22 protein-coding genes are annotated in these 19,555 nt (G+C 73.1%); 10 read left to right on the top strand and 12 right to left on the bottom strand.

The window, feature by feature from the left end:
* Window positions 1-79 precede the first annotated feature (79 nt).
* A complete protein-coding gene (locus ACF09E_RS33410) occupies window positions 80-496 on the bottom strand; it encodes a hypothetical protein (protein ID WP_392209721.1) in 417 nt (138 codons plus the stop codon).
* Window positions 497-774: 278 nt separating this feature from the next.
* Between ACF09E_RS33410 and ACF09E_RS33405 the strand changes: the two genes are divergently transcribed.
* A complete protein-coding gene (locus ACF09E_RS33405; RefSeq protein ID WP_392209719.1) occupies window positions 775-1,425 on the top strand; it encodes a hypothetical protein in 651 nt (216 codons plus the stop codon).
* Between the two features lie 159 nt (window positions 1,426-1,584).
* On the opposite strand, the gene ACF09E_RS33400 is transcribed toward ACF09E_RS33405, so the two are convergent.
* Entirely contained in the window at window positions 1,585-2,811 is a 1,227-nt protein-coding gene (locus tag ACF09E_RS33400) for a serine hydrolase domain-containing protein (RefSeq protein ID WP_392209717.1), read from the bottom strand.
* Window positions 2,812-3,035: 224 nt separating this feature from the next.
* Here ACF09E_RS33400 and ACF09E_RS33395 point away from each other — a divergent pair, with 224 nt between their 5' ends.
* Complete coding sequence (locus ACF09E_RS33395) at window positions 3,036-3,809, top strand: MerR family transcriptional regulator (protein ID WP_392209715.1); 774 nt, start codon at window positions 3,036-3,038, stop codon at window positions 3,807-3,809.
* A gap of 43 nt (window positions 3,810-3,852) precedes the next feature.
* Here the strand turns inward: ACF09E_RS33395 and ACF09E_RS33390 are convergent, their stop codons facing one another.
* A complete protein-coding gene (locus ACF09E_RS33390) occupies window positions 3,853-4,431 on the bottom strand; it encodes a TetR/AcrR family transcriptional regulator (RefSeq protein WP_392209713.1) in 579 nt (192 codons plus the stop codon).
* Window positions 4,432-4,525: 94 nt separating this feature from the next.
* Here ACF09E_RS33390 and ACF09E_RS33385 point away from each other — a divergent pair, with 94 nt between their 5' ends.
* Both ACF09E_RS33385 and ACF09E_RS33380 read left to right on the top strand, forming a co-directional pair.
* Window positions 4,526-4,972 carry an anthrone oxygenase family protein gene (locus tag ACF09E_RS33385; protein ID WP_392209711.1) on the top strand — a complete coding sequence of 149 codons (447 nt, stop codon included), beginning with the start codon at window positions 4,526-4,528 and terminating at the stop codon, window positions 4,970-4,972.
* A 110-nt stretch (window positions 4,973-5,082) separates the two neighbouring features.
* Entirely contained in the window at window positions 5,083-5,523 is a 441-nt protein-coding gene (locus ACF09E_RS33380; RefSeq protein WP_392209709.1) for a DUF4267 domain-containing protein, read from the top strand.
* 217 nt (window positions 5,524-5,740) lie between these two features.
* Here ACF09E_RS33380 and ACF09E_RS33375 read toward each other — a convergent pair whose 3' ends face one another.
* The 3 genes from ACF09E_RS33375 to ACF09E_RS33365 form a co-directional block, all read right to left on the bottom strand.
* Entirely contained in the window at window positions 5,741-6,178 is a 438-nt protein-coding gene (locus tag ACF09E_RS33375; RefSeq protein WP_392209785.1) for a type II toxin-antitoxin system PemK/MazF family toxin, read from the bottom strand.
* A gap of 93 nt (window positions 6,179-6,271) precedes the next feature.
* Entirely contained in the window at window positions 6,272-7,261 is a 990-nt protein-coding gene (locus tag ACF09E_RS33370) for a nucleotidyl transferase AbiEii/AbiGii toxin family protein (RefSeq protein WP_392209707.1), read from the bottom strand.
* Window positions 7,258-7,854 (bottom strand): hypothetical protein, encoded by a 597-nt coding sequence (locus tag ACF09E_RS33365; protein WP_392209705.1) that lies wholly within the window; start codon window positions 7,852-7,854, stop codon window positions 7,258-7,260. Before ACF09E_RS33365 ends, ACF09E_RS33370 begins: the two co-directional genes overlap by 4 nt.
* Before the next feature lie 120 nt (window positions 7,855-7,974).
* Between ACF09E_RS33365 and ACF09E_RS33360 the strand changes: the two genes are divergently transcribed.
* The gene (locus ACF09E_RS33360) at window positions 7,975-8,934 is read left to right on the top strand and encodes a phytoene/squalene synthase family protein (protein ID WP_392209703.1); all 960 of its coding nucleotides are present in this window, start codon (window positions 7,975-7,977) and stop codon (window positions 8,932-8,934) included.
* On the opposite strand, the gene ACF09E_RS33355 is transcribed toward ACF09E_RS33360, so the two are convergent.
* Window positions 8,873-9,754, bottom strand: coding sequence for an alpha/beta hydrolase (locus ACF09E_RS33355; protein WP_392209701.1), 882 nt, complete (start codon window positions 9,752-9,754; stop codon window positions 8,873-8,875). The two genes, ACF09E_RS33360 and ACF09E_RS33355, sit on opposite strands and share 62 nt — an antisense overlap.
* Before the next feature lie 160 nt (window positions 9,755-9,914).
* Between ACF09E_RS33355 and ACF09E_RS33350 the strand changes: the two genes are divergently transcribed.
* Window positions 9,915-11,984 carry a BTAD domain-containing putative transcriptional regulator gene (locus tag ACF09E_RS33350; protein WP_392209699.1) on the top strand — a complete coding sequence of 690 codons (2,070 nt, stop codon included), beginning with the start codon at window positions 9,915-9,917 and terminating at the stop codon, window positions 11,982-11,984.
* Between the two features lie 10 nt (window positions 11,985-11,994).
* Here the strand turns inward: ACF09E_RS33350 and ACF09E_RS33345 are convergent, their stop codons facing one another.
* Window positions 11,995-12,207 (bottom strand): hypothetical protein, encoded by a 213-nt coding sequence (locus ACF09E_RS33345; RefSeq protein WP_392209697.1) that lies wholly within the window; start codon window positions 12,205-12,207, stop codon window positions 11,995-11,997.
* Window positions 12,208-12,398: 191 nt separating this feature from the next.
* Between ACF09E_RS33345 and ACF09E_RS33340 the strand changes: the two genes are divergently transcribed.
* Window positions 12,399-13,097 (top strand): hypothetical protein, encoded by a 699-nt coding sequence (locus tag ACF09E_RS33340; protein ID WP_392209695.1) that lies wholly within the window; start codon window positions 12,399-12,401, stop codon window positions 13,095-13,097.
* Between the two features lie 146 nt (window positions 13,098-13,243).
* Here the strand turns inward: ACF09E_RS33340 and ACF09E_RS33335 are convergent, their stop codons facing one another.
* From ACF09E_RS33335 to ACF09E_RS33325, 3 genes are all read right to left on the bottom strand, one after another.
* Window positions 13,244-13,405: a hypothetical protein gene (locus ACF09E_RS33335; RefSeq protein ID WP_392209693.1), complete on the bottom strand. Its 162-nt coding sequence runs from the start codon at window positions 13,403-13,405 to the stop codon at window positions 13,244-13,246.
* A gap of 156 nt (window positions 13,406-13,561) precedes the next feature.
* The gene (locus tag ACF09E_RS33330) at window positions 13,562-15,028 is read right to left on the bottom strand and encodes a sensor histidine kinase (RefSeq protein WP_392209691.1); all 1,467 of its coding nucleotides are present in this window, start codon (window positions 15,026-15,028) and stop codon (window positions 13,562-13,564) included.
* Window positions 15,025-15,729 carry a response regulator transcription factor gene (locus ACF09E_RS33325; RefSeq protein WP_392209783.1) on the bottom strand — a complete coding sequence of 235 codons (705 nt, stop codon included), beginning with the start codon at window positions 15,727-15,729 and terminating at the stop codon, window positions 15,025-15,027. The genes ACF09E_RS33330 and ACF09E_RS33325 overlap by 4 nt, the downstream gene beginning before the upstream one ends.
* Before the next feature lie 133 nt (window positions 15,730-15,862).
* Here ACF09E_RS33325 and ACF09E_RS33320 point away from each other — a divergent pair, with 133 nt between their 5' ends.
* Window positions 15,863-17,014, top strand: a complete 1,152-nt coding sequence (locus ACF09E_RS33320) for a glycosyltransferase (RefSeq protein ID WP_392209689.1) — start codon at window positions 15,863-15,865, stop codon at window positions 17,012-17,014.
* Window positions 17,011-18,018: a GDP-mannose 4,6-dehydratase gene (locus ACF09E_RS33315; RefSeq protein ID WP_392209687.1), complete on the top strand. Its 1,008-nt coding sequence runs from the start codon at window positions 17,011-17,013 to the stop codon at window positions 18,016-18,018. Before ACF09E_RS33320 ends, ACF09E_RS33315 begins: the two co-directional genes overlap by 4 nt.
* A 125-nt stretch (window positions 18,019-18,143) precedes the next feature.
* Here the strand turns inward: ACF09E_RS33315 and ACF09E_RS33310 are convergent, their stop codons facing one another.
* Window positions 18,144-18,452 (bottom strand): WhiB family transcriptional regulator, encoded by a 309-nt coding sequence (locus tag ACF09E_RS33310; protein ID WP_361850330.1) that lies wholly within the window; start codon window positions 18,450-18,452, stop codon window positions 18,144-18,146.
* 594 nt (window positions 18,453-19,046) lie between these two features.
* On the opposite strand from ACF09E_RS33310, the gene ACF09E_RS33305 reads away from it, so the two are divergent.
* Window positions 19,047-19,448: a DUF427 domain-containing protein gene (locus ACF09E_RS33305; protein WP_392209685.1), complete on the top strand. Its 402-nt coding sequence runs from the start codon at window positions 19,047-19,049 to the stop codon at window positions 19,446-19,448.
* Window positions 19,449-19,555 lie beyond the last annotated feature (107 nt).

Raw genomic sequence — 19,555 nt, 5'->3', positions numbered from 1 at the left:
CACCGCACCGGCCGCCGTCTCCGCCGGGCCCTGTGCCCAGCGGAGACGCGGCCTCAGGCGACGGACTCGCTGCCGTCGTCTACTCGGGCTGGGTGACGGTCAGAGCCCAGCGGACGGAAGGTGACGAGGCGTCGACGCCGACGGAGAAGGACCCCGCACGGACCACGCCCGCCGGCAGCGTCACCGACCCGCGGCCCGGTGCGTCGACGGGGCAGTCCACGGCGAACGCGGCCACCCGGGTCTGCTGGGAATCCATCGTCACGTCGAGGGAACCGCCGCCGTCGCAGGCCACCGTCAGGACGGTGGGCAGACTGTCCCACGCACCGCCCGAGACGACACCGCCGTCCCCCCACTGCTCCTGCACCCACACCAGTCCCTCCGGACCGGGGTGAGGCAGCAGGACATCGTCCGAAGTCGCCGCGAACGCCCCGCCGCCCGCAGCGCAGACGAGAAGTGCCGCTGCCGCCGACGTCAGTACGGTTCGGATCCGTGCCATGTTCTGCCCCCTGTCGTTCGTTTGCTGTGCGAGGAAGCCTGCCCCTTCGAACGTCCATGCGCCTGAGTACGGGTACTCAGGCGAAATCCAGACGGATGCCGCCGTTCAAGCCAGTTCCGCCTACGGCGTTGCTGCTCGATGGAGCGGTACGAACGCAGGCGATCCGCTCGCGGCCGGCGGCCCCCGCCGCAGCCTCCGCCCGCATGCGGGCCGGTCCCCGTGCCGAATGAGTACGACGACTCAGGCGGCCGGTGGCCGTCGGCCCGCAGGGTGTGGGCATGCGATCGATTCTCCTTCCCAAGTCCCTGATCACCGCCGCAGCCGGCGGCGCGCTCCTGGTGGCCTTCGGCACCCAGGGTGCCTCCGCCGCCACCAAGGCCCCCGCCCCGGCTGCCAAGCCCGTCGCCCCCGCCCGCACCCCTGCCGTGTACGTCCCACCCCGCGCCGTCATCGTCCCGCCGAGAGTCTCCGAGGCCGAGGCACGCTTCCTGGAGGTCGCCGATCTGATCGCGCAGAGCTGCGAACCCCGGGTCCTCCGTGCCGAAGGCCGCGTGGCAGCGGCACCGGCTCGCGACACCACCATGCCGGTCCTGGTGGACCCCCTGCCGTTGCACCCGGCGGAGCAGTGCGCCGCCCAGCGGCACCAGCTCCGGATCGGCAAGGCGTTCTCCGGGACGGAGACGGGCACGTATGCGCGGATGCGGGACCGGCTGACGCTGCTGCGGTACCCCGAAGCGCGCATCCACCGCATGCCGGACTTCTCCGGCAGGCCTGTCGTGAGGCTCGATCTCCGGGTGGGATCCGGCAATCTGGCCCTGGAGGTCACCGACATCGGCAACAGCGTCATGGTCCGGGCGTTCGGAGCACCCGAGCACGTGAGCGTGACCGAGGTCCGGCTGAAGCAGGAGGTGGACTGGCCCACCTCCTGAGTCCTGCCGGTGGCCGCGTGGCCTCGGAGGATCTCCCGCCGTGGCCTCGGCCGTGACCGCGCCGTCGGCGTACCGCGGACACTCAGGCGGGACCTCCGGTACGGGAGGGGGGAGCGAGCCTCCCCCCTCCCGTACCGGCTGCCGCCGTCCGAGTCGCTCTCAGTCGACGGCCTGGTACAGCGTGGTCCAGAAGTCGCTCATGGCGCGGGGGGAGTCCGCGGTGGACAGTCCGACCTGGGTGAGCAGGACTCCGGTGAGCCGGTTGACCGGATCGGCGTAGACCGTGGTGCCGGTGCCGCCGAACCAGCCGAACTGGCCGACGGGGGCGTAGTCGCCGCGACAGGTGCGCACCGACATCCCGAAGCCCCAGCCCCCGTCGGCACCCTGACCGGACGACAGATGCGCGACGGTGCCGAACATGGTGTCCCGGGCGGCCTGTTGCTGAGGGGAGAGGCGGTTCGTGGTCATCAGCTCCACGGCGGCCCGAGACAGAATGCGCCGGCCGCCGTGCACGCCGCCGTTCAGCAGCATCCGGAAGTAGGCGTGGTAGTCGTCGGCGGTGGAGACGAGTCCGCCGCCCGCGCCCTGGAAGGCGGGAGGCGTGCTGGACCTTCCTCCTGCCGCCGCGTCCCACACGGCGAACTCGCCGGTCTGCGGGTCGGGTCCGTACAGGGGAGGGAGTCGGTCGATCTTCTCGGTGGGCACGTGGAAGGCGGTGTCCCGCATGCCCAGCGGATCGAGGACGCGTTCGCGCAGGAAGGCCTCCAACGACTGTCCCGCGACCCGGGAGACGAGGACACCGACCACCTCGTTGCTGAGGTCGTACTGCCACCGCACGCCGGGCTGGTACTGGAGAGGCAGCTCGCCCAGACGGCGCATCCACTCGTCCGGCTCCGGTGCCGGCCCCGACGCCACGCTGTAGTCGAGACGTTCGAAGGTCGCGGCCCTGATGGGGGAGGCCATCGACTCGAAGTCCACACCGAGGCCGAACGTGGACGTCAGCAGGTCCCGTACGGTGATCGGCCGGAGCGCCGGCACGGTGTCGTCCAGTGGTCCGTCGGGACGCTTCAGGACCTGGCGGTCGGCGAGCTCGGGAAGCCACGGGTCGACCGGGTCGTCCAGTCGCAGCCGGCACTCGTCGAGCAGGATCATCGCCGCCGCCATGGTGACCGGTTTGGACGCGGACGCCATCCGGAAGATGGTGTCCCGGCGCATCGCGGGCCCACCGTCGTGGCGCATCGTCCCGATCGCCTCGACGTGCGTCTGATCACCGCGGCTGACCAGGGCGACAAGGCCGGGAATCTTCTTGGACTCGACGTGCCGCGCGAGTACCTCGCGCAGTCGGCGAAGCCCCGCGTCGGAGAATCCGTCGCTGCTGGTTCCCATGATGAGTCTCCTGTTCACAGTGTGCGGGCTGCCGGCAGCCAGATGGCGGCCGGGCCACTTCCGCGGCCGTGTGAGGAGCTTCCAGCCTTGACCCAAGGTCAAGGTCAAGCCCCGCCTCTCGAACTGGCGCGCGCTATCCTCGCCCCCGCGTCCGGCTGCGCTTTCCGGACGAGGCGGTTCGGGGAACCGCGACCGTGCCGCTGAGCTGGAGGTGCACCGAACCGATGACAGGCGGGCTCACGATCGGTCAGGCGGCGGCGTTCGTCGGCGTCACGATCAAGACCGTTCGTCACTACCACCGGCTCGGCCTGGTCGCCGAGCCGGATCGTGACGGCTCCGGCTACCGCCGGTATCGCTCGGGGGAGTTGTTCCGGCTGGTCCAGGTCCGGACGCTCGCCGCGGCGGGCGTCCCCCTGGCGAAGGTCGGAGACCTGCTCGACGCCGACCCCGTGACGTTCGCCGCGACCCTGGACGACGTCCATCGGCAGCTGACCGAACGCATCGACGACCTGATCGCCCGACGCGACAGGCTGCACCGGCTCGACCACGGCGACCGGGCCCTGCTGCCCGACCGGGCCTGCGCGGTCCTGGACCGGCTCGGCGAGGCCGACTTCGACCCCGGCTACGTCGTCGGTCAACGCGAGGCGCTGGTGCTGACCGCGGCGCTGCTCCCGGAGATCTTCGACGCCTTCGTGTCCCGTCTCGAAGCTCTGCTGGACGATCCCGAGTCGGTCGAGCTGACGAAGCGCGGTTGGGATGCCAGGGCCTGGGATCCGTACGATCCGAGGATCGAGGAGCTGGCCTCCGCGCTGGCCGACCGGCTCCTGGCCGATCCGGCCCTCCTGGCGGCGCCGGCCGCGCTCCAGAAGCCGGACACCGCCTCCCGGTACGGCATGGTCAACCACCACCGGGAGGGCCAGTCGCCTTCCATCGCCCGGCTGAACACCCTGGTGGAGGCGAAGCTGCGCGCGGCCGGAGTCGCCGTTCCGCGGCACTGAGGACCGGGGACCGGGCCTACCCCGCTGGGCGTGGGGGTGGGCGTCAGAGAACGGCGAGCCGGTCCACCAGTAGTTCCACTCTCCGGACGGCGTCCCCGGGGAGCAGTCGTCGCGTCCGGGTGAGCGTCGCCAGCCCGTGGAGAGACGCCCAGAACAACTCGGTGAACATCCCGGGATGGACGTCCGCGCCGGCGACCTCGGCGAGTGTCTCCTGGAGGGAGGCGAAGGCGTCCTTGAGCGGTTCGGGGGTGTCCTCCCGCGCGTAGGGCAGGCCGCCGTCGAGGTGGAAGAGGGCGTCGTAGACGGCGGGGTTGTCCGCGGCGTAGTCGAGATAGGCCTGGGCCAGGGCGGTGACCCGTGCGCGCGGGCCGTCCGCCTTCGCGGTCGCGGCGCGGACGGCGGCGGCCAGCTCCGAGGCGCCCTGGAGGGCGACGGCACCGATGATCTCGCGCTTGCCCGTGAAGTGGCTGTAGAGGACGGGCTGGCTGTACTCGATGCGCTCGGCGAGGCGGCGGGTGGTGACGGCGTCCCAGCCCTGCTGCTCGGCGAGTTCGCGGGCCGTGACCACGATGAGCCGCTCGCGGTCTGCCCGCTCGCGCTGCTTGCGTTCCTGTACCGACATGACTCGATGCTAGCACCGCTAGACAAGGGAGCGGCAGTAGTACTAGCGTTGCCTCATCAGCTAGCAACGCTAGAAACTGGGAGGGGTCGCCGCCATGCTCACCGCATTCGAGGTCGTCACCGTCGTGATCACCGGCCTGATGGTCGGAGTGGAGTTCTCCGTCGCCTTCGTCATGAACCCGATCTTCAACGCACTGCCCGAGGACAGCGGCCAACTCGGCCGCGCACACGGCGGCCGGATGCTCGGCGCCGTCATGCCGGTCTGGTACATCGGCTCACTGATCCTCACGGCCGCCTGGGCGGTGGCGGGATGGGGCCAGGAGGGCGCCGGCCTCGTCGTCACCGCCGGCGCGCTCCTCGTCGTCAGCGTGATCATGTCCGTCCTGCTGCTCGTCCCGATCAACAACCGGGGCAAGACCTGGACTCCCGAGAACCGGCCCGCCGACTGGAAGCGGCAGATGAAGCGCTGGGACTCCTACCACTACGCCCGCGTCGCCGTCATCATCGCCGCCTTCACCCTCCTCGTCGTCGCCCGCGCCTGACCGCGGACCGCGCCGTCAGGCTCCCGGGCGCCCCTGTCGCCACGACGCGGACGCCCGGCCCGCACATCCCGTATCCACCCGGCTCGACGAGACTTGCAGGGAGCGCGACGATGTCGCTGAAGAAGATCAACACCATCCTGGCCGCGGCCTTCATCCTCTTCATCCTCTGGTTCGGGACGGAGTTCATCCTGCGCCCGGAGGCGACGGCGCCGGGCTTCGGCCTGCCGAGTTGGCCGTCCGGTGACGGCGGTGGCTTCCTGGTCGTCAAGGGAATCAGAGACGTGGTGATGGCCCTGGTCCTGGCCGTTCTGCTGGTGACCGGTCACCGCCGGGCCCTGGGCTGGGCCATGCTGGTGGAATCCCTCGCCGCGTACGGGGACATGGCCACCGTGCTGGCCCACCACGGCTCGACGGCGACCGCCCTCGGCATCCACGGCCTGACCGCGACGCTCATGGTCGTGAGCGGCCTGCTGCTCCTGTGGGAGACCCGAACCTCCACCTCCGCGGCGACGACGGGCGGCACGGCGTCGAAGGCCGCGGTGCCTGCCTAGGGGGCCCGACGCCCGGGGTTCGCCGGCAGTCGCAGGGGGCGGGCGCGGCGAGGGCGGCAGCCGGTGAGGTCCCACCGGGTGCGGACCTCGCATCCCGCGCTGGGAGCCCGCATGCCTCGCGGGTGAACCTTCCGGCCCTGCGGCCCGGGCAGGTACGCGACTCGGAAAGGGCCGGGGGAGTAGGTCGCGCTGCGCCGGCCGGCCACCTCCTCGCCGATCAGAGAGCGTGGGCGCCGGATCCCGCTCCCGCCTCCCCGAGTGCACCGCGACGGAGGGCGTCCCTCATCTCACCGAGCTTCGCGGTGGTGGCCGGGGTCGGCTCCTGCGCCTGTGCGGAGAGTCGGAGGGCGTCGTCGATCTCGCCGAGCTTGACGGAGGACAGGACGGCCGCCCGCTCGATCAGGTCGTCCCGGGACACCGTGGTCAGCCACGTGCACGGAGTGAGGCCCGGACGCGGGAACGCAAGCCGCAGCACGCCTTCGAACGGCAGTCCCTCAGCGGCCCCGACCACCACTTCGATGCCCAGACCGCTGATGTCGACGCCCGCGGGAGCGACGACCTGCATCACCCGGATCCCGGTCGTCTCGTCCCCCGACAGCAGTACGGCCAACCTCCGCTCGTCGTACTGAACCCACCAGACCTCGCCACGCCGCACAAGTCCTCCAGACACGATCCCCGTACGTCCATCCCGACGACGACGCCCTCGACAAGGCCGTGCGGCTCCGATCGGCGAGCTGCGTGACGCCGCTCAGGCCGCGCCGACCACCGGTGCCAGGGCGGCCAGCAGGCGGGCGCCGAGGTCGCGGCGGGCGGCCTCGGTCTCCGGGTGGCCGTCGTCGAAGTCCGACCAGTCGACCTCGCGTACGGCGTCCCCGAACATCGCCAGGCTCAGCGGCTCGCCCGGACGGCCCGGCCACTCGTCCGCCTCCCGCAGCACCGCTTCCAGGAGGGAGAGGGGCAGGGTGCAGCTCTCGGCGAGGAGCACCGCGTCGTACAGGTCCTTGGCCTGCGGGTACGAGTCGCAGCTCAGCCACATGAGCTTCCAGGCCAAGGAGGACTCCCGGTCCGCGGCGGCCAGCCGGACGCCCGCGACCTCTTCGGTGCGGGGAGGGGTGGGGAGGCACTCGTTGAAGACGAAGTCGAGCTGGACCTGCCCGCCGGGCAGTCCGGGCGCGGTCCACGGAAGCACCAGTCGGTGACCGGGCACCCGTTCGTACGTCCAGATGTACTCGGACACCGCCCCGGCCGCCGAGATCGCCAGATCCGTCCCGCGCTCCGCGGCGAGGCGCTCGGCCGCCGCGGCGATGTCGTCCAGCATCTCCCGGGTCCGGGGCTCCTCGATGCGCCAGGTCTCGGGGACCACGACGAAGTCGATGTCCTTGGGGGCGCGGGCGGCGTCGCCGAACCAGGCCCCCATCAGCATGCTTCCGCGCAGCACGAGGGAGCCGGCCCACGGCGACCCGGCCACGGCCGCGAGGACGAGTTCCAGGGCCGCGCGCCGGGCCGTCCGCCAGCGGGCCCGCAGCTCCGGGTCCTCGACGACCCCGTCGGCGGGGCGGAAGGCCTCGTCGAAGTGCTTGAGCGCGGGGTCGAAGACGCGGTGCCGAGCGGGCACCTCGCCGACTCCCGCGGTCAGGGTCTGGGGAACCTCCGTCCTGCGGCGCACCCGGTCCGCGACCGGTTCGGTGATGCTGTCGGGCCCGTCGGGGATCGACGGAGCCCACTGCTTCTCGTTCATACGGGCATCTCCTCCAGCCAGCCCTCGTCCCACGACAGATCGCTGTCGGAGACCACGAACTCCCGCTCCTCGGACAACAGTTCGTGTCCGGCGGTGATCAATGCGGCGACGAGCGCGTCGCAGGCGCGACCCGCCGCGTCCGCGGGGCCCGCGTGCCGCTGGGTCACGAAGCGCTCGTGCCGCCCGCCCGGCCCCGGCAGCGCCCGGCGCGCGTTCCACGAGACGTGGGCGCCGTGCGGCACGACGAGGTCCTCGAGCGCCGTCCGGTCGTACGCGGCGGACAGCACCAGCTTGACGTGGTGCTCGAAGTAACCGCCGCCGGGACCCGGGGGCTCCGTGCTCCACGGCACCGTCTCCACCTTGACCCGCGCCGGCTCGAAACCGGCCTCCCGCAGCCCGGACACCACGGCCGGATGCCCCGTGCGACCGCGCAGGGTGAGCATCGGCTGCACCGGCGTACGGCCCCGCGCGAGAACGATGGTGGTGACCTTGAGCGCCCGGTCCGCCGCCCAGGCACGGAGGCGGGTCAGCTCGCCCTCGCTCCGGCACCGCACCGTCACATGCGTCTCGAAGACGTCGTGGAACTCGTTCATCCCCCACCCCAGGAACACCTTGCGTTTCGCCGCGAGTCTGGCAGACGGGCACCCGGGGGCGCCTCCGGGTTTCCGCCCCGTGAGCCGTAGGCTCGGAACCGACGTCGACGGGAGACTGGGATGTGGAAGCGGGCCCTCGACCGGGCCGGGGTGAGGGAACCGCGGCTGCGACGGGACTACACCGAGCAACGGCGGGCGGTACGGCGGTTCGCGACGGCCGAGTACGCGGCCGCACGCCTCCTGCTCCCCGCCGCGCTGCTGCCGCACGTCGTCGCCGCTGTCGCGTTCATGCACGACACCGACGACCGGATCGACCGCGGCACACCGGACGAACGGGCGGCCCGACTCACCGAGTGGGACGCCCTCGTCCGCACGTCCCTCGCCGAGGGCGACTCGGCCCTGCCCGTCCTGCGCTGCCTCGCGCACACCGCCGAGAGCCACCCCGGGATCCGCACCCACGTGGACGACTTCCTGCGGGGCTGCGAGCGCGAGGTCCTCTGGCGGACCATGGCCGACGACGAGGAACTGCGGCAGTACGTACAGGAGTACTCGCTGCCCGCGCTGATGCTCACGGCCGGCCTCCTCGCCCCCGAGGACGCCGCCGCACGTACGGCGTACACCGAGGGCTGCCACCTGCTCATCCGCGCCATGCAGCGCATCGACTTCCTCGAGGACCTGCCGGAGGACCTCCGCGCGGGCCGCCACGGCATCCCCCTCGACGCCGTGGCCCGCCACGGCGCCGACCTCACCGTGCCCGGTCCCGAACTCGGCCGCCTCGTCGAGGAGCAGGCCGACCGCGCCGCCGCCGACCTCACGGCCGCCACCCCCCTCCCGAGCCTCGTGGCCCCGCCGTACCGCCCCTTCGTCCGCGCCCTCGTAGGCGTTCAACGCCTCCGCCTCGACGCCGTACGCCGCGCAGGCGCCTCGCTGGCGACCCGCACCTCGGGCCCCTCGGCACCGGCGGCGGCGCGGCTGCTCCTGCGGGAGGCGGCAAGGAGGGCGCGGAGCGGCCCCCGAGTCACCGGTCGGCGAGTGCCCGGATCTCGGCGGCGATCAGTCGGGGGTCCTCCTCGGCCATGAAATGGCCGCAGGACACCGTGCGGTGGCGCAGTGCGTCACTCCAGGCGCTCCACAGCCCCCGGGCGTGATAGCCGAGCGCGGCGCCCCAGTCCTGCTGGAGGACCGTGACCGGCATGGCGAGCTTGTTGCCGGCCTCGCGGTCCACCGTGTCGTGCTCCACGTCGACGCCGGCCGAGGCACGGTAGTCGGCGACGATGGACGGGACGGCCGCCGCCGAAGCGGCGAGGTAGTGGGCGCGGACGTCGGCGGGGATCGCGTCCGCGTCCCGGGTCCAGGCGTCGAGGAAGTGGGCGAAGAACGGTTCGGGGGCCGCCTCGATCATCTTCTCGGGCAGTCCGGGGGCCTGCGCCATCAGGTACAGGTGGAACCCGACGGCCGCGGACACTCCCCGCAGGGCGCCCCACATGTCCAGAGTGGGCAGGACGTCGAGGAACAGCGCACGGGACACCGCGTCCGGGTGGTCCATGGCGGCCCGGAAGGCGACCAGGGCACCACGGTCGTGGCCTGCCAGGGTGAAACGGTCGTGTCCCAGCGCGGCGGCCAGGCGTACGACGTCCCGCGCCATGGTCCGCTTCGCGTAGACGCCGGCTCCGGACTCGGCGGGCTTGTCGCTGGCGCCGTAGCCGCGCAGGTCGGGACAGATGACGGTGTGATCGGCGGCCAGGTCGGCCGCCACGTGCCGCCACATGAGATGCGTCTGGGGGAAACCGTGCAGCAGGACGACCGGACTGCCCGCCCCGCCGACGGCGGCGTTCAGGGCGACCCCGTCGTCGACGCGTACACGGTGCCGGGTGAATCCGGGGATGGTGGGGGTTGTCATGGCTGCTCCTGGCGTTCGTGGCAGAGTGATCTTCCGGACCGCCGACCTCGGTGGTCCTGCCGTCCGGGGACGTCACCCAGGCTGCGGGCCCCGGATCAGCGATCGATGAGTGACCATGCGGCACCCGCCAGGGACGGCGCCGCCCGCGAAAGGAACAGCGGTGGGCGTGACCTTCGGACTGCTGGGCCCGGTCGCCGCGTGGGGACCCGACGGCGCCCCCCTCGCCCTCGGCGCACCCCGCCATCGGGAGGTGCTGGGGCGGCTGCTGATCGCCCGGGGCCGCGTCGTGCCGATCGGGCGGCTCGTCGCGGACCTGTGGGAGGACGAACCTCCGGCAGGAGCCGTAGGCGCGGTACGCACGTTCGTGTCCGCCCTGCGGCGGGCGCTGGAACCCGATCGGCGCCCCCGCCTGCCGTCCCGGCTGCTGATCACCGACGGCCCCGGCTACGCCCTGCGCGCCGACCGGGGAGCGGTCGACGCCTGGCGGTTCCAGGGCATCGCCGCACGGGCCGCTGAGGCGCCGCCCCATGCGGCCGCCGCCCTGTGGGACGAGGCCCTGACCTGCTGGCGGGGACCGGTACTGGCCGACTTCCCCGCCGCCACGTGGGCCTCGGCCGAACGAGCTCGCCTGGAGGCGCTCCGCCTGGACGCCGTCGAGCGGCGCGCCGACGCCCTCCTGGCCACCGGTGCCGCCCGCGACGCGGTCGCCGATCTCGCGGCGCACGTCGCCGAGCACCCGGGCCGGGAGGACGGCTGGGTCCTGCTGATCACGGCGCTGGACCTCGCCGGACGGCGCGCCGATGCCCTGGAAGCGCTGAGCCGGGCCCGTACCGCCCTGGTCACCGAAGACGACGGCAGGACCCCCACGGGAGCCCTGGCACGGACCGAAGCACGCCTTCTCGGCCGTACGAGGCCGGCGGAGGCCGCACCCGCCGGGACGGTCGACAGTCTCTGGGACCGGGCCGCGGCCGCATGGGACCGCTCGGTGCCCACCCGGTCCCGGTCGCGGCTGCACGCCACCGCGGGCCTCCTCCGCGACCTCGCGGTGACCGGCCCCGACGGCCTGGAGGAGGCCGGCCGGCACCGCCGGGACCTGGTCGCCGCCGCGGAGGCGACCGGGGACACCGAACTGGCCGCCCGCATCATCGGCTCCTACGACGTCCCGGCCGTATGGACCCGCGCCGACGACCCCGAGGCCGCGGCCGAACTCGCCGGGGCGGCCGCCCGCGCCGCGGCCCGGCTCGGGCCGCAGGGCCCGGCCGCACTGCGCGCCCGTCTGCTGGCCGTCGTGGCCGTCGAGTCCCGAGGGGACGCCACCGCCGATGCGCCGCTGCCCCGTGCGGCGCACCCTCCCGGCACGGAAGCGTGGCGGCATCGTGCCGAACGCGCCGCCCGGCAAGCCGTAGGACTGGCCCGGAGCCTGGGCGACCCCGCGCTGCTCGCCTTCGCCCTCAACGGCGCCTTCATGCAGTCGTTCGCCTCCTGCGGCTCGGCCGCCCTGCGGGCCGCACTCGGGAGCGAACTGGCCGGGGCTGCCGCAGAACACCAGCTCGCCGGCCACGAGATCCTCGGCCGGATCATCCGACTTCAGGCACTCGCCGGCCTGGGACGCCTTCCGGAAGCGGATGCCGAGGCAGAAGCGATCGACCGGCTCGCACAGCGCAACGAACGGCCGCTCGCCGGGGTCTTCACCACGTGGTACCGGGCGTTGCGCACCTGCGAGACCGAGGGCTGGGACGCCGCACGGCCCCTCTACACGAGGGCACTTGAGGACTCCGCGGACTGCGGAATGCCCGGCCTCACCGAAGGCGCCGCCGCCCTCGTCGCCCTGGTCCCCGTCCTGCGGAGCGACGGCCTGCCCGACCCCGCGGGCCTCGCCCACGGGGACGCCGGGCCCTACCAGCCATGGCTCGACCCGCTGATCCTGGCCGCCGCAGGTGCCACCGACGAGGCACGCCGGGCACTGTCACGGGTTCCCCGGCCCCCGCACGACCTCCTCCAGGAGGCGCTGTGGTGCGTACTCGCCCGCACCGCCGCGTCCGTCGGACACGTACCGCTCCTGCGCCGGGCCCGCGAGGTGCTCACCCCCGCGGAGGGCGAGTACGCGGGAGCCGGCAGCGGCCTGGTCTCCTTCGGCCCCGTCACCCGCCACCTCTCCGCCATCGACACGGCCCTCGGGACACACGGCCACTCGGCTGTGGCCTCGGGAGACGGGGATGCGCAGCAGTGATTCTCAGGAGTCACACCGGCGCGTCCCGGGCCGACTCCCGATGCCCGTGGAGCTCGGCCACCGCCTCCGAGGCCTCCTTGCGAACCTCTGAGTGGGGATCGTGGAGGAACCGCTCGACGATCGGCAGCGCCGCCTGGTCGTGAGTGGACGAGAGGACGGCCAGGACGTAGGGGAGGAGCAAGGGTGCGAAGCCCTCAGCTCCGGCTGCGAGCGGTTCCACCACGCGGTCTCCGGGCCTGCGGGGACCCCCGCCGCATACCTGCCCGAGGCCTTCTGCCGTGCAGCGGCCCGTACCCTCGCCGTCGGCTCAGAGTTCCTGTCCTGCCTCGTCGTTGGTCGTTTTCCTGTTGCTCCGCCCGAAGTGCGCTTCGTCCGTCATAGTGGGAGCAACACTGACGGATGGGGGGATCCATCGTGATCGAGCAGGCGTATGTTCAGCCGGGGGACGTGACGGACCCGACGGTCGCGTCCTTACGGGCCCGGATCGGCACCGCGATCGACGACAACCCGGCGCCGGGCACGGGAACCGCCCTCGAACGTCTCGACTTCTGGCTGCAGTTGCCGAACGACTCGATGTTCACCGGCATGCGGGACAGGCTCTGCGAGGCCCGTGGCCAGCGCGTGGGGACCGTCCTCAGCTCGGTGGCGGCAGGAGGGCTATACCACCCCGCGGACCTGGCGGCGGCCGGGGACATCGCGGCCAAGTGGACCGCGATCGGCGACCGTCTGCACGTCGAGCGTGCCGTGACCGTCAAAGGCCCGACCAGCCATGTCGGCGGCTCCCAGAGCCTGTTCATTCGGAAGGACGGCACCGGATTCCACGTGATCGTGCTCCTCGCCACCGGCAACGACGGAGGCCCCGGTGGAGCCCCCTTCTTCCTGGCCTTCGACCCCGACGTCAGCGCCACGAGGGAGGCCCGGTTGGCGTGGGTGCGCAAGCAGACCGTCGGGAAGACCGCCGACAAGGCATCCGCACTCACTCATGCGGACGCCGTCACGCACATCAAGCGCATGCTCCTCGGGGACGATCCGGACGGCTTCGGCCCGCTGATTCGCAAGTACTACGTCAAAACGGCCGAGCCCTTTCCCGCGGTTCCCTGGGGCGGCGAGTAGCCGGCGCGGCGAGCGGCACGATCACGACAGGACGTGTGCGCGTCACCGTCGGCGGTGACGGTCCATGACCGCCCCTGGACTGACACGACCTCTGAGGCGGCGAAACGCCCGCGGCATGCCGCGGGCGTCCCGTCCGTGCGCTGAGTTCAGCGCAAACCGTTCGTGTCGTCGAGCTCTTCGCCGGCGGGGAGCGGCTGAAGGTCGTACCCCGGCTCATCGCCGTACATGACCGCGGAGACCGCGTTGTCGTAGGCGTCGGCGAGGCCGTTGCCGCTTGCGTCGAGTATGTTCTCCCAGTCGATTCCCATGTCGACGAGCCTACCCGTAGTGCGCCTTGGGAGGTTGTGGACGTCTGGGCAGCCCGACACGCAGCCCAGCCGTGGTCCCGCATCGACATCTTCCGGACCCTCGTACCGATACGGGCCGCGCCGAGTACCGCCCTGTCTTCTGTCCCGACGGCCCCGTCACTCAGGAGTCTTCGGGACGGAAGCGGTTGCCTCCTCCGGGCCGAACGTCAGCGTGAACAGCGCCCCGCCACCCGCCGCCGCCCCGGCCGTCAGCTCCGCACCGTGGGCGCGGGCGATATGCCGGGCCATGGCGAGGCCGAGGCCCGAGCCGGGGAGGGCGCGGGCCGACTGGGCGCGGTAGAAGCGGTCGAAGACATGGGGGAGGTCCGCAGCCGGGATCCCCGGGCCGTGGTCCCGGACCGTCAGCTTGAGCCCGCCCGCGCCGCTCCCGCTCGCCACGGCGCTGCCTCCAGGGCCGTACGCGCCCAGCGTCACCTCGACCGGTGTGCCCGGCGGGCTGAACTTGGCGGCGTTGTCCAGCAGGTTCGTCAGCAGGCGGGCCAGCCGCGCCGGGACCCCGGGCCGGACCGCGTGGACCGCGTCCGGCTCCACCTCCAGGTGGAACGGGGTGTGCGGCCAGTGCGTCCGGGCGAGGGCGACCGCGTGCTCCGTCATCTCGGCGACGTGCACGTCCTCCAGGAGGGGGAGCGGTTCCTCGTCCCGGGCGAGTTCGATCAGGTCGTTGACGAGCCCCGTGACCTCCCGGATGCCCCGCTCCAGCGCCCCCGACGCCCGTGCGCGCTGGGTGGGTGTCAGCCGGTCCCCGCGGGCGAGGAGTTCCGCGTTGGCACGCAGCGCGGTCAGCGGCGTCCGCAGTTCGTGGGAGGCGTCCGCGACGAGCCGGCGCTGGGACGTCACCGACTGCTCCAGCTCACTGAGCATGGTGTTGAAGCTGGCCGCAAGGCGGGTCACCTCGTCCTGGCGGCCCGGGGGACCGGGCGGGAGCTCGATGCGGTGCCGCGGGTCCCGGGTGGACGCGATCCGTTCGGCGGTCGCGGTGAGCCGGGCGACCGGGGCCAGGCCCGTGCGGGAGACGGCGGAACCGAGCAGCCCGGCCAGCAGGACGCCCACCGCGCCGACGGCCGCGAGCAGCGCGGCCGCCTGCCGCACGCCCTTGTCGACCGGGTCGGCGCGCAGGGCCACCTGGAGTGCCTGCCCGTCCCCGAAGCGGGTGGTCAGCATCCGCAGCGGCTGCCCGAACCGATGGACGTTGCTGTAGTACGGGGCCCGCGTGCCCTCCGCGACCTCCCGTACGGGGGCGGAGACGGGCAGCACGTAGGGCTCGGCGGGATCCGCCGCCGGGTCGGCGGGGACGATCTGGGCGCACGCGGGTGCGGAGAGGTAGCGGCACTCGCCCGCCACGACCTGCGGGTCCTCGCCCCGGTTCGCCTGGATCACCCGGGTGGCGGACTGGGTGAGGGACAGGTCGAGCTGGTGCAGGAGCTCGTAGCGGATGACGAAGAACGCCGCCGTGCACACCCCGACCGCGACCAGCGCCACCGCCGCCGACGCCGCGAGCGCCATACGGGTCCGGAGCGGCCTCCTGCGCCGCCAGCGGGCGCCGAGCCCGCGCACCCCGCTCACACCAGATCCAGCCGGTAGCCGAGCCCGTGCACGGTGTGGACGAGGCGCGGCTCGCCGCCCGCCTCCAGCTTCCGCCGCAGGTATCCCACGTACACCGCGAGCGAGTTGGAGTCGGGCCCGAAGTCCCGGCCCCAGACCCGCTCCAGGATCACCTCGCGCGGCAGGACCTGGCCCGGGTGACGCAGCAGGAGTTCCAGCAGGGCGGACTCGGTGCGGGAGAACTCCAGCGGGCGGTTGCCCCGCCGCCCGGTGCGGGTCACGGGATCGAGGGTCAGGTCCGCGAAGACCAGGTCGGCACCCAGGGCGGGCGGCGCGGCGCGGCGCAGCAGGGCCCGCACGCGCGCCACCAGCTCGTCCAGGGCGAACGGCTTCACCAGGTAGTCGTCGGCGCCCGCCTCCAGCCCGTCCACCCGTTCGCTCACCGAGGACAGCGCGGTCAGCACGAGGACCGGCGTACGGTCCTCCACGGCCCGCAGCCTCCGGCAGACCGCGAGCCCGTCCAGCACCGGCATCATCACGTCCAGGACCAGCGCGTCCGGCTGCCAGGCGGCGACCGCCGACAGCGCCTCCAGGCCGTCGCCGACACCCCGGACCTCGTACCCCTCCATGCTGAGCCCGTCCTCGACGGCGGCCCGGACGTCCGGCTCGTCCTCGGCCACCAGGATCCTGCCCGCACCCCGCACGCCGCTTCCGCCACCCATGCCCTCACCGCCGCTCACACCGTTCCCGCCGCCCACACCGTTCCCGTCGCCCGCGCTCAAGCCGTTCATAGCCTGAAGCCTGCCAAACCGGACTCTTAGAACCCTCTTAATCCGCTTCCCGAGAGTGGCGGCCATGCGCACACCACTCTCCGTCGTGATCGGTGCGGGCGGCACCGGCGGCCACATCTACCCCGGCCTCGCCCTGGCCGAGGCCCTGCGCCGCGTCGACCCCGAGACGGTCATCTCCTTCATCGGCACCGAACGCGGTCTGGAGACGACCCTGATCCCGGCGGCCGGATACCGGCTGCACACCGTCGACATGATCCCCTTCGACCCCGCGCTCGGCGCGAAACGCTTCCTCCTCCCGGCCGCGCTCCTGCGCTCGGGTGCCCAGGCCCGTCAGGTTCTGCGCACCCAGAAGGCGCACGTCGTCGTCGGCATGGGCGGCTACCCCAGCGCCCCGGCGATCGTCGGGGCGAAGATGGCGGGCCTGCCCAGCGTGATCCACGAGTCCAACGCGGTCCCGGGCCGGGCCAACCAGTTCGCCGCCCGACTCACCCCCCACCTCACCGTCGCCTTCGACGGCAGCCGCACCCACCTGTCGGGCGGCGAGCGGGCGCAGACCGTGGGCATGCCGATCGCCGCGTCCCTGGCCGCCCTGGACCGCCCGGCCCTGCGCGAGGAAGCCCGGCGCGCCTTCGCGATACCCGGGGGAGCCCGGGTCGTCCTCTTCAACGGCGGCAGCCTCGGCGCGGCCCGCCTCACCGCCGCCGCCGTGGGCCTGGCCACCCGCTGGCGGGGCCGCGAGGACGTCCACCTCCTGATCAAGACGGGCCCTGCCGCACTCGCGGAGACCCGGAGAGCGCTCGTCGAGGCCGACACGGGACCGGTCGCCCAGGCGGTGCCCTACCTCGACCGGATGGACCTCGCCTACGCGGTCGCCGACCTCGTGGTCTGCCGCGCCGGCTCGGCCACGATCGCCGAGCTCGCCACGACCGGAGTGCCCGCCGTCCTCGTGCCGTACCCGCACGCCCCCGGCGACCACCAGACCCACAACGCCCGGGTCCTGTCCGAGGCCGGCGCCGCCCGCCTCCTCCCCGACGCCGAGACGACCCCCGACCGGCTCGCCGCCCTGATCGACCCGCTGCTCGCCGACCCCACCCGGCTCGCCGTGATGGGACGCGCCGCGGACCCCGGACACCACGCCCACGCCGCCGACCTGCTCGCACAGACGGTCATCCGACTCGCCGGACGACCCACCACCGCAAAGGAGCTCACCGCATGACAGCCACGACCATCGACTGGACCGGCCGCACCGTCCTCGTCACCGGAGCCGAGGGCTTCATCGGCTCCACACTCGTCGACCTGCTCGTCCACCGCGGCGCGCGGGTCAAGGCCTTCGTCCACTACAAGCCGTACGCCGACAAGGGGCACCTCGCCCACTACCTCGACGACCCGCACGGCCCCGTCGAGTTCATCGCCGGGGACGTCGGCGACGCGGGCCGGGTCATGGACGCGGTCGAGGGCTGCGACACCGTCTTCCACCTCGCCGCGCTCATCGGCATCCCGTACAGCTACGACGCTCCAGGCGCCTACGTCCGCACGAACGTCGTCGGCACCGAGAACATCGCCGAGGCCTGCCGCCGTCACTCCGTCCGACGCCTCCTGCACACCTCCACCAGCGAGGTGTACGGGACGGCGCTCACGGCCCCGATCGGTGAGGACCATCCCCTCCAGCCGCAGTCGCCGTACTCGGCATCGAAGATCGGCGCGGACATGATGGCCCTGTCCCACTGGCACGCCTACGAGCTGCCGGTGACGGTCGTACGCCCGTTCAACACGTACGGGCCCCGTCAGTCCGCCCGCGCCGTGATCCCCACGATCCTCGCCCAACTGCACGCCGGGGCGCAGGAGATCCGCCTCGGCTCGCTGACCCCGACCCGCGACTTCACCTACGTCACGGACACCGCGGCCGGGTTCCTGGCACTGGCGGGCTGCGACCGGGCCCTGGGGGAGAGCGTCAACCTCGGCACCGGTCGCGAGATCGCCATCGGAGACCTGGCGAAGGCCCTCGTCACCGCCTCCGGACGGGACGCCGAGATCGTCGTGGACCCGGCACGGCTGCGGCCCTCCGGCAGCGAGGTGCACCGGCTGCTCTCGGACAACACGCGGGCCCGCACCTGGGCGGGCTGGGAGCCCGAAGTCGACCTGGAGGAAGGCCTGGAGCGGACCTCGGCCTGGGTGGCGGATCACCTGCACCTGTTCGCTCCCGGGCGCTACCAGGTCTGAGCACGGCGGCCAGGGGCGCCCGGCTCGTGATCGCCGGACGCCCCTGGCAGGGCGCATTCCCACCGCTGCCCGACACGAGTCCCCGCCTCCGCACACCGAGGGACGGAGAAGGGGCCCGCGGCGGGTCAGGCGGTCTCCCGCGTCAGCGGCGCCACTCCCACCTCGTGCTCACGCCGGGCGGCTTCCAGGAGCCTGCTCCAGGACCGCACCAGCGGGCGACGCTTCAGCAGGGCGCGTCGCTCTCGTTCCGTCATGCCGCCCCAGACCCCGTGCTCGATCCGGTCGTCCAAGGCATGAGCCAGACACTCGACCCTGACAGGGCATCCGGTACAGAGCGCCTTGACCTGGCTCTGCGCCGCGCTCTCGGCGAACAGTTCGTCCGCGTGCGCCGCCCGGCACAGGGCCGACGTCGTCCAGTGCTCACTCACTCGCATCCATCCCACCCCAGTTCCACCCTGCCCCCGCTCCCGCACCGCAGCCCGGCCTGCGTCCGTCTCAGGGCCCCGCCCCGCAGCCGGCTCGCCCCCACCGCCACCCGCTCCCGCCCGAGACCACGTCGTCTCCGGGGGAGGCCGTCCGGGCCGAGACGCGGTGACCGGCCCGCACCCTCTCGGATGCGGACCGGTCTCCACCCTGCCCGGGGCCTGTGCGGACGGGGGAGACCGCAGGCCCTCGAGGAGCGGCCATGTCCTCCGCTCCCGGGGTCGTGTGCCCCCGAACCGCGCACCCATGCACCACTTCGCCCGGAGACGGTGAAGAGGCAGGGAGAAAGCCGGTTCGGCCGCCCTCACCGGACCTTCGTACGCACACGTGCCGAGCCGCACGCCGGGCTGATCCGCACCGCATCCGCGGGCCGGGCCATGCCGGAAGTAGCGGTACGGGCAGTGGGCGAACGGTGAGGGCGGGCCATGAACGACGTGAACGGCGAACCCGACGGTCCTCGGGGACGGGGACCGTCGCCGGCACGGCCGACGGAGTCGGTGTGGGACTACCCACGGCCGCCGCGGCTGGTGGCCGACGACCGTCATGTGCGAGTCACGGTGGGCCCGCACGTGGTGGCGGACACCCACACGTCGCTGCGCGTCCTGGAGACGAGCCACCCGCCGGTCTTCTACGTCCCGCGCGACGACGTCCGCATGGACCTGCTGCGGCCCGGAGCGGGACGGAGCGTCTGCGAGTGGAAGGGCGCGGCCTCCTACTGGGACGTCGCCGCCCCCGACGCCGTGGTCCCGCGCGCCGCCTGGAGCTACGAGCACCCCCTCGCCCCGTACGAGGCTCTCCGCGGCCACCTGGCCTTCTACCCGTCCACCGCGCGCTGCACGGTCGACGGCGAGGTGGTGGTCGCCCAGGAAGGCGACTTCTACGGCGGCTGGATCACCCCCGAGATCGAGGGCCCCTTCAAGGGCGGTCCCGGCACCTGGGGATGGTGACGACCGGCCGCGGCACCGGCATGGGCGCGAGGTCGTTCCGACCCGCCCCTGACCGGCACGGCGGCACGCGATCTAGCGGATTCACGTGATGTGCCACCGCGCGGCCC

Source organism: Streptomyces sp. NPDC014891 (assembly GCF_043081085.1).
Taxonomy (GTDB): Bacteria; Actinomycetota; Actinomycetes; order Streptomycetales; family Streptomycetaceae; genus Streptomyces.
Note: the sequence above shows the minus strand (reverse complement) of the source record. Positions and strands in the feature narration are given on the sequence as shown.

Bases quoted from the DNA above. Each gene is read 5' to 3' on its own strand.
- ACF09E_RS33410 (WP_392209721.1), bottom strand. From the start codon at position 496: ATGGCACGGATCCGAACCGTACTGACGTCGGCGGCAGCGGCACTTCTC.
- ACF09E_RS33405 (WP_392209719.1), top strand. From the start codon at position 775: ATGCGATCGATTCTCCTTCCCAAGTCCCTGATCACCGCCGCAGCCGGC.
- ACF09E_RS33400 (WP_392209717.1), bottom strand. From the start codon at position 2,811: ATGGGAACCAGCAGCGACGGATTCTCCGACGCGGGGCTTCGCCGACTG.
- ACF09E_RS33395 (WP_392209715.1), top strand. From the start codon at position 3,036: ATGACAGGCGGGCTCACGATCGGTCAGGCGGCGGCGTTCGTCGGCGTC.
- ACF09E_RS33390 (WP_392209713.1), bottom strand. From the start codon at position 4,431: ATGTCGGTACAGGAACGCAAGCAGCGCGAGCGGGCAGACCGCGAGCGG.
- ACF09E_RS33385 (WP_392209711.1), top strand. From the start codon at position 4,526: ATGCTCACCGCATTCGAGGTCGTCACCGTCGTGATCACCGGCCTGATG.
- ACF09E_RS33380 (WP_392209709.1), top strand. From the start codon at position 5,083: ATGTCGCTGAAGAAGATCAACACCATCCTGGCCGCGGCCTTCATCCTC.
- ACF09E_RS33370 (WP_392209707.1), bottom strand. From the start codon at position 7,261: ATGAACGAGAAGCAGTGGGCTCCGTCGATCCCCGACGGGCCCGACAGC.
- ACF09E_RS33365 (WP_392209705.1), bottom strand. From the start codon at position 7,854: ATGAACGAGTTCCACGACGTCTTCGAGACGCATGTGACGGTGCGGTGC.
- ACF09E_RS33360 (WP_392209703.1), top strand. From the start codon at position 7,975: ATGTGGAAGCGGGCCCTCGACCGGGCCGGGGTGAGGGAACCGCGGCTG.
- ACF09E_RS33355 (WP_392209701.1), bottom strand. From the start codon at position 9,754: ATGACAACCCCCACCATCCCCGGATTCACCCGGCACCGTGTACGCGTC.
- ACF09E_RS33335 (WP_392209693.1), bottom strand. From the start codon at position 13,405: ATGGGAATCGACTGGGAGAACATACTCGACGCAAGCGGCAACGGCCTC.
- ACF09E_RS33325 (WP_392209783.1), bottom strand. From the start codon at position 15,729: ATGGGTGGCGGAAGCGGCGTGCGGGGTGCGGGCAGGATCCTGGTGGCC.
- ACF09E_RS33320 (WP_392209689.1), top strand. From the start codon at position 15,863: ATGCGCACACCACTCTCCGTCGTGATCGGTGCGGGCGGCACCGGCGGC.
- ACF09E_RS33315 (WP_392209687.1), top strand. From the start codon at position 17,011: ATGACAGCCACGACCATCGACTGGACCGGCCGCACCGTCCTCGTCACC.
- ACF09E_RS33310 (WP_361850330.1), bottom strand. From the start codon at position 18,452: ATGCGAGTGAGTGAGCACTGGACGACGTCGGCCCTGTGCCGGGCGGCG.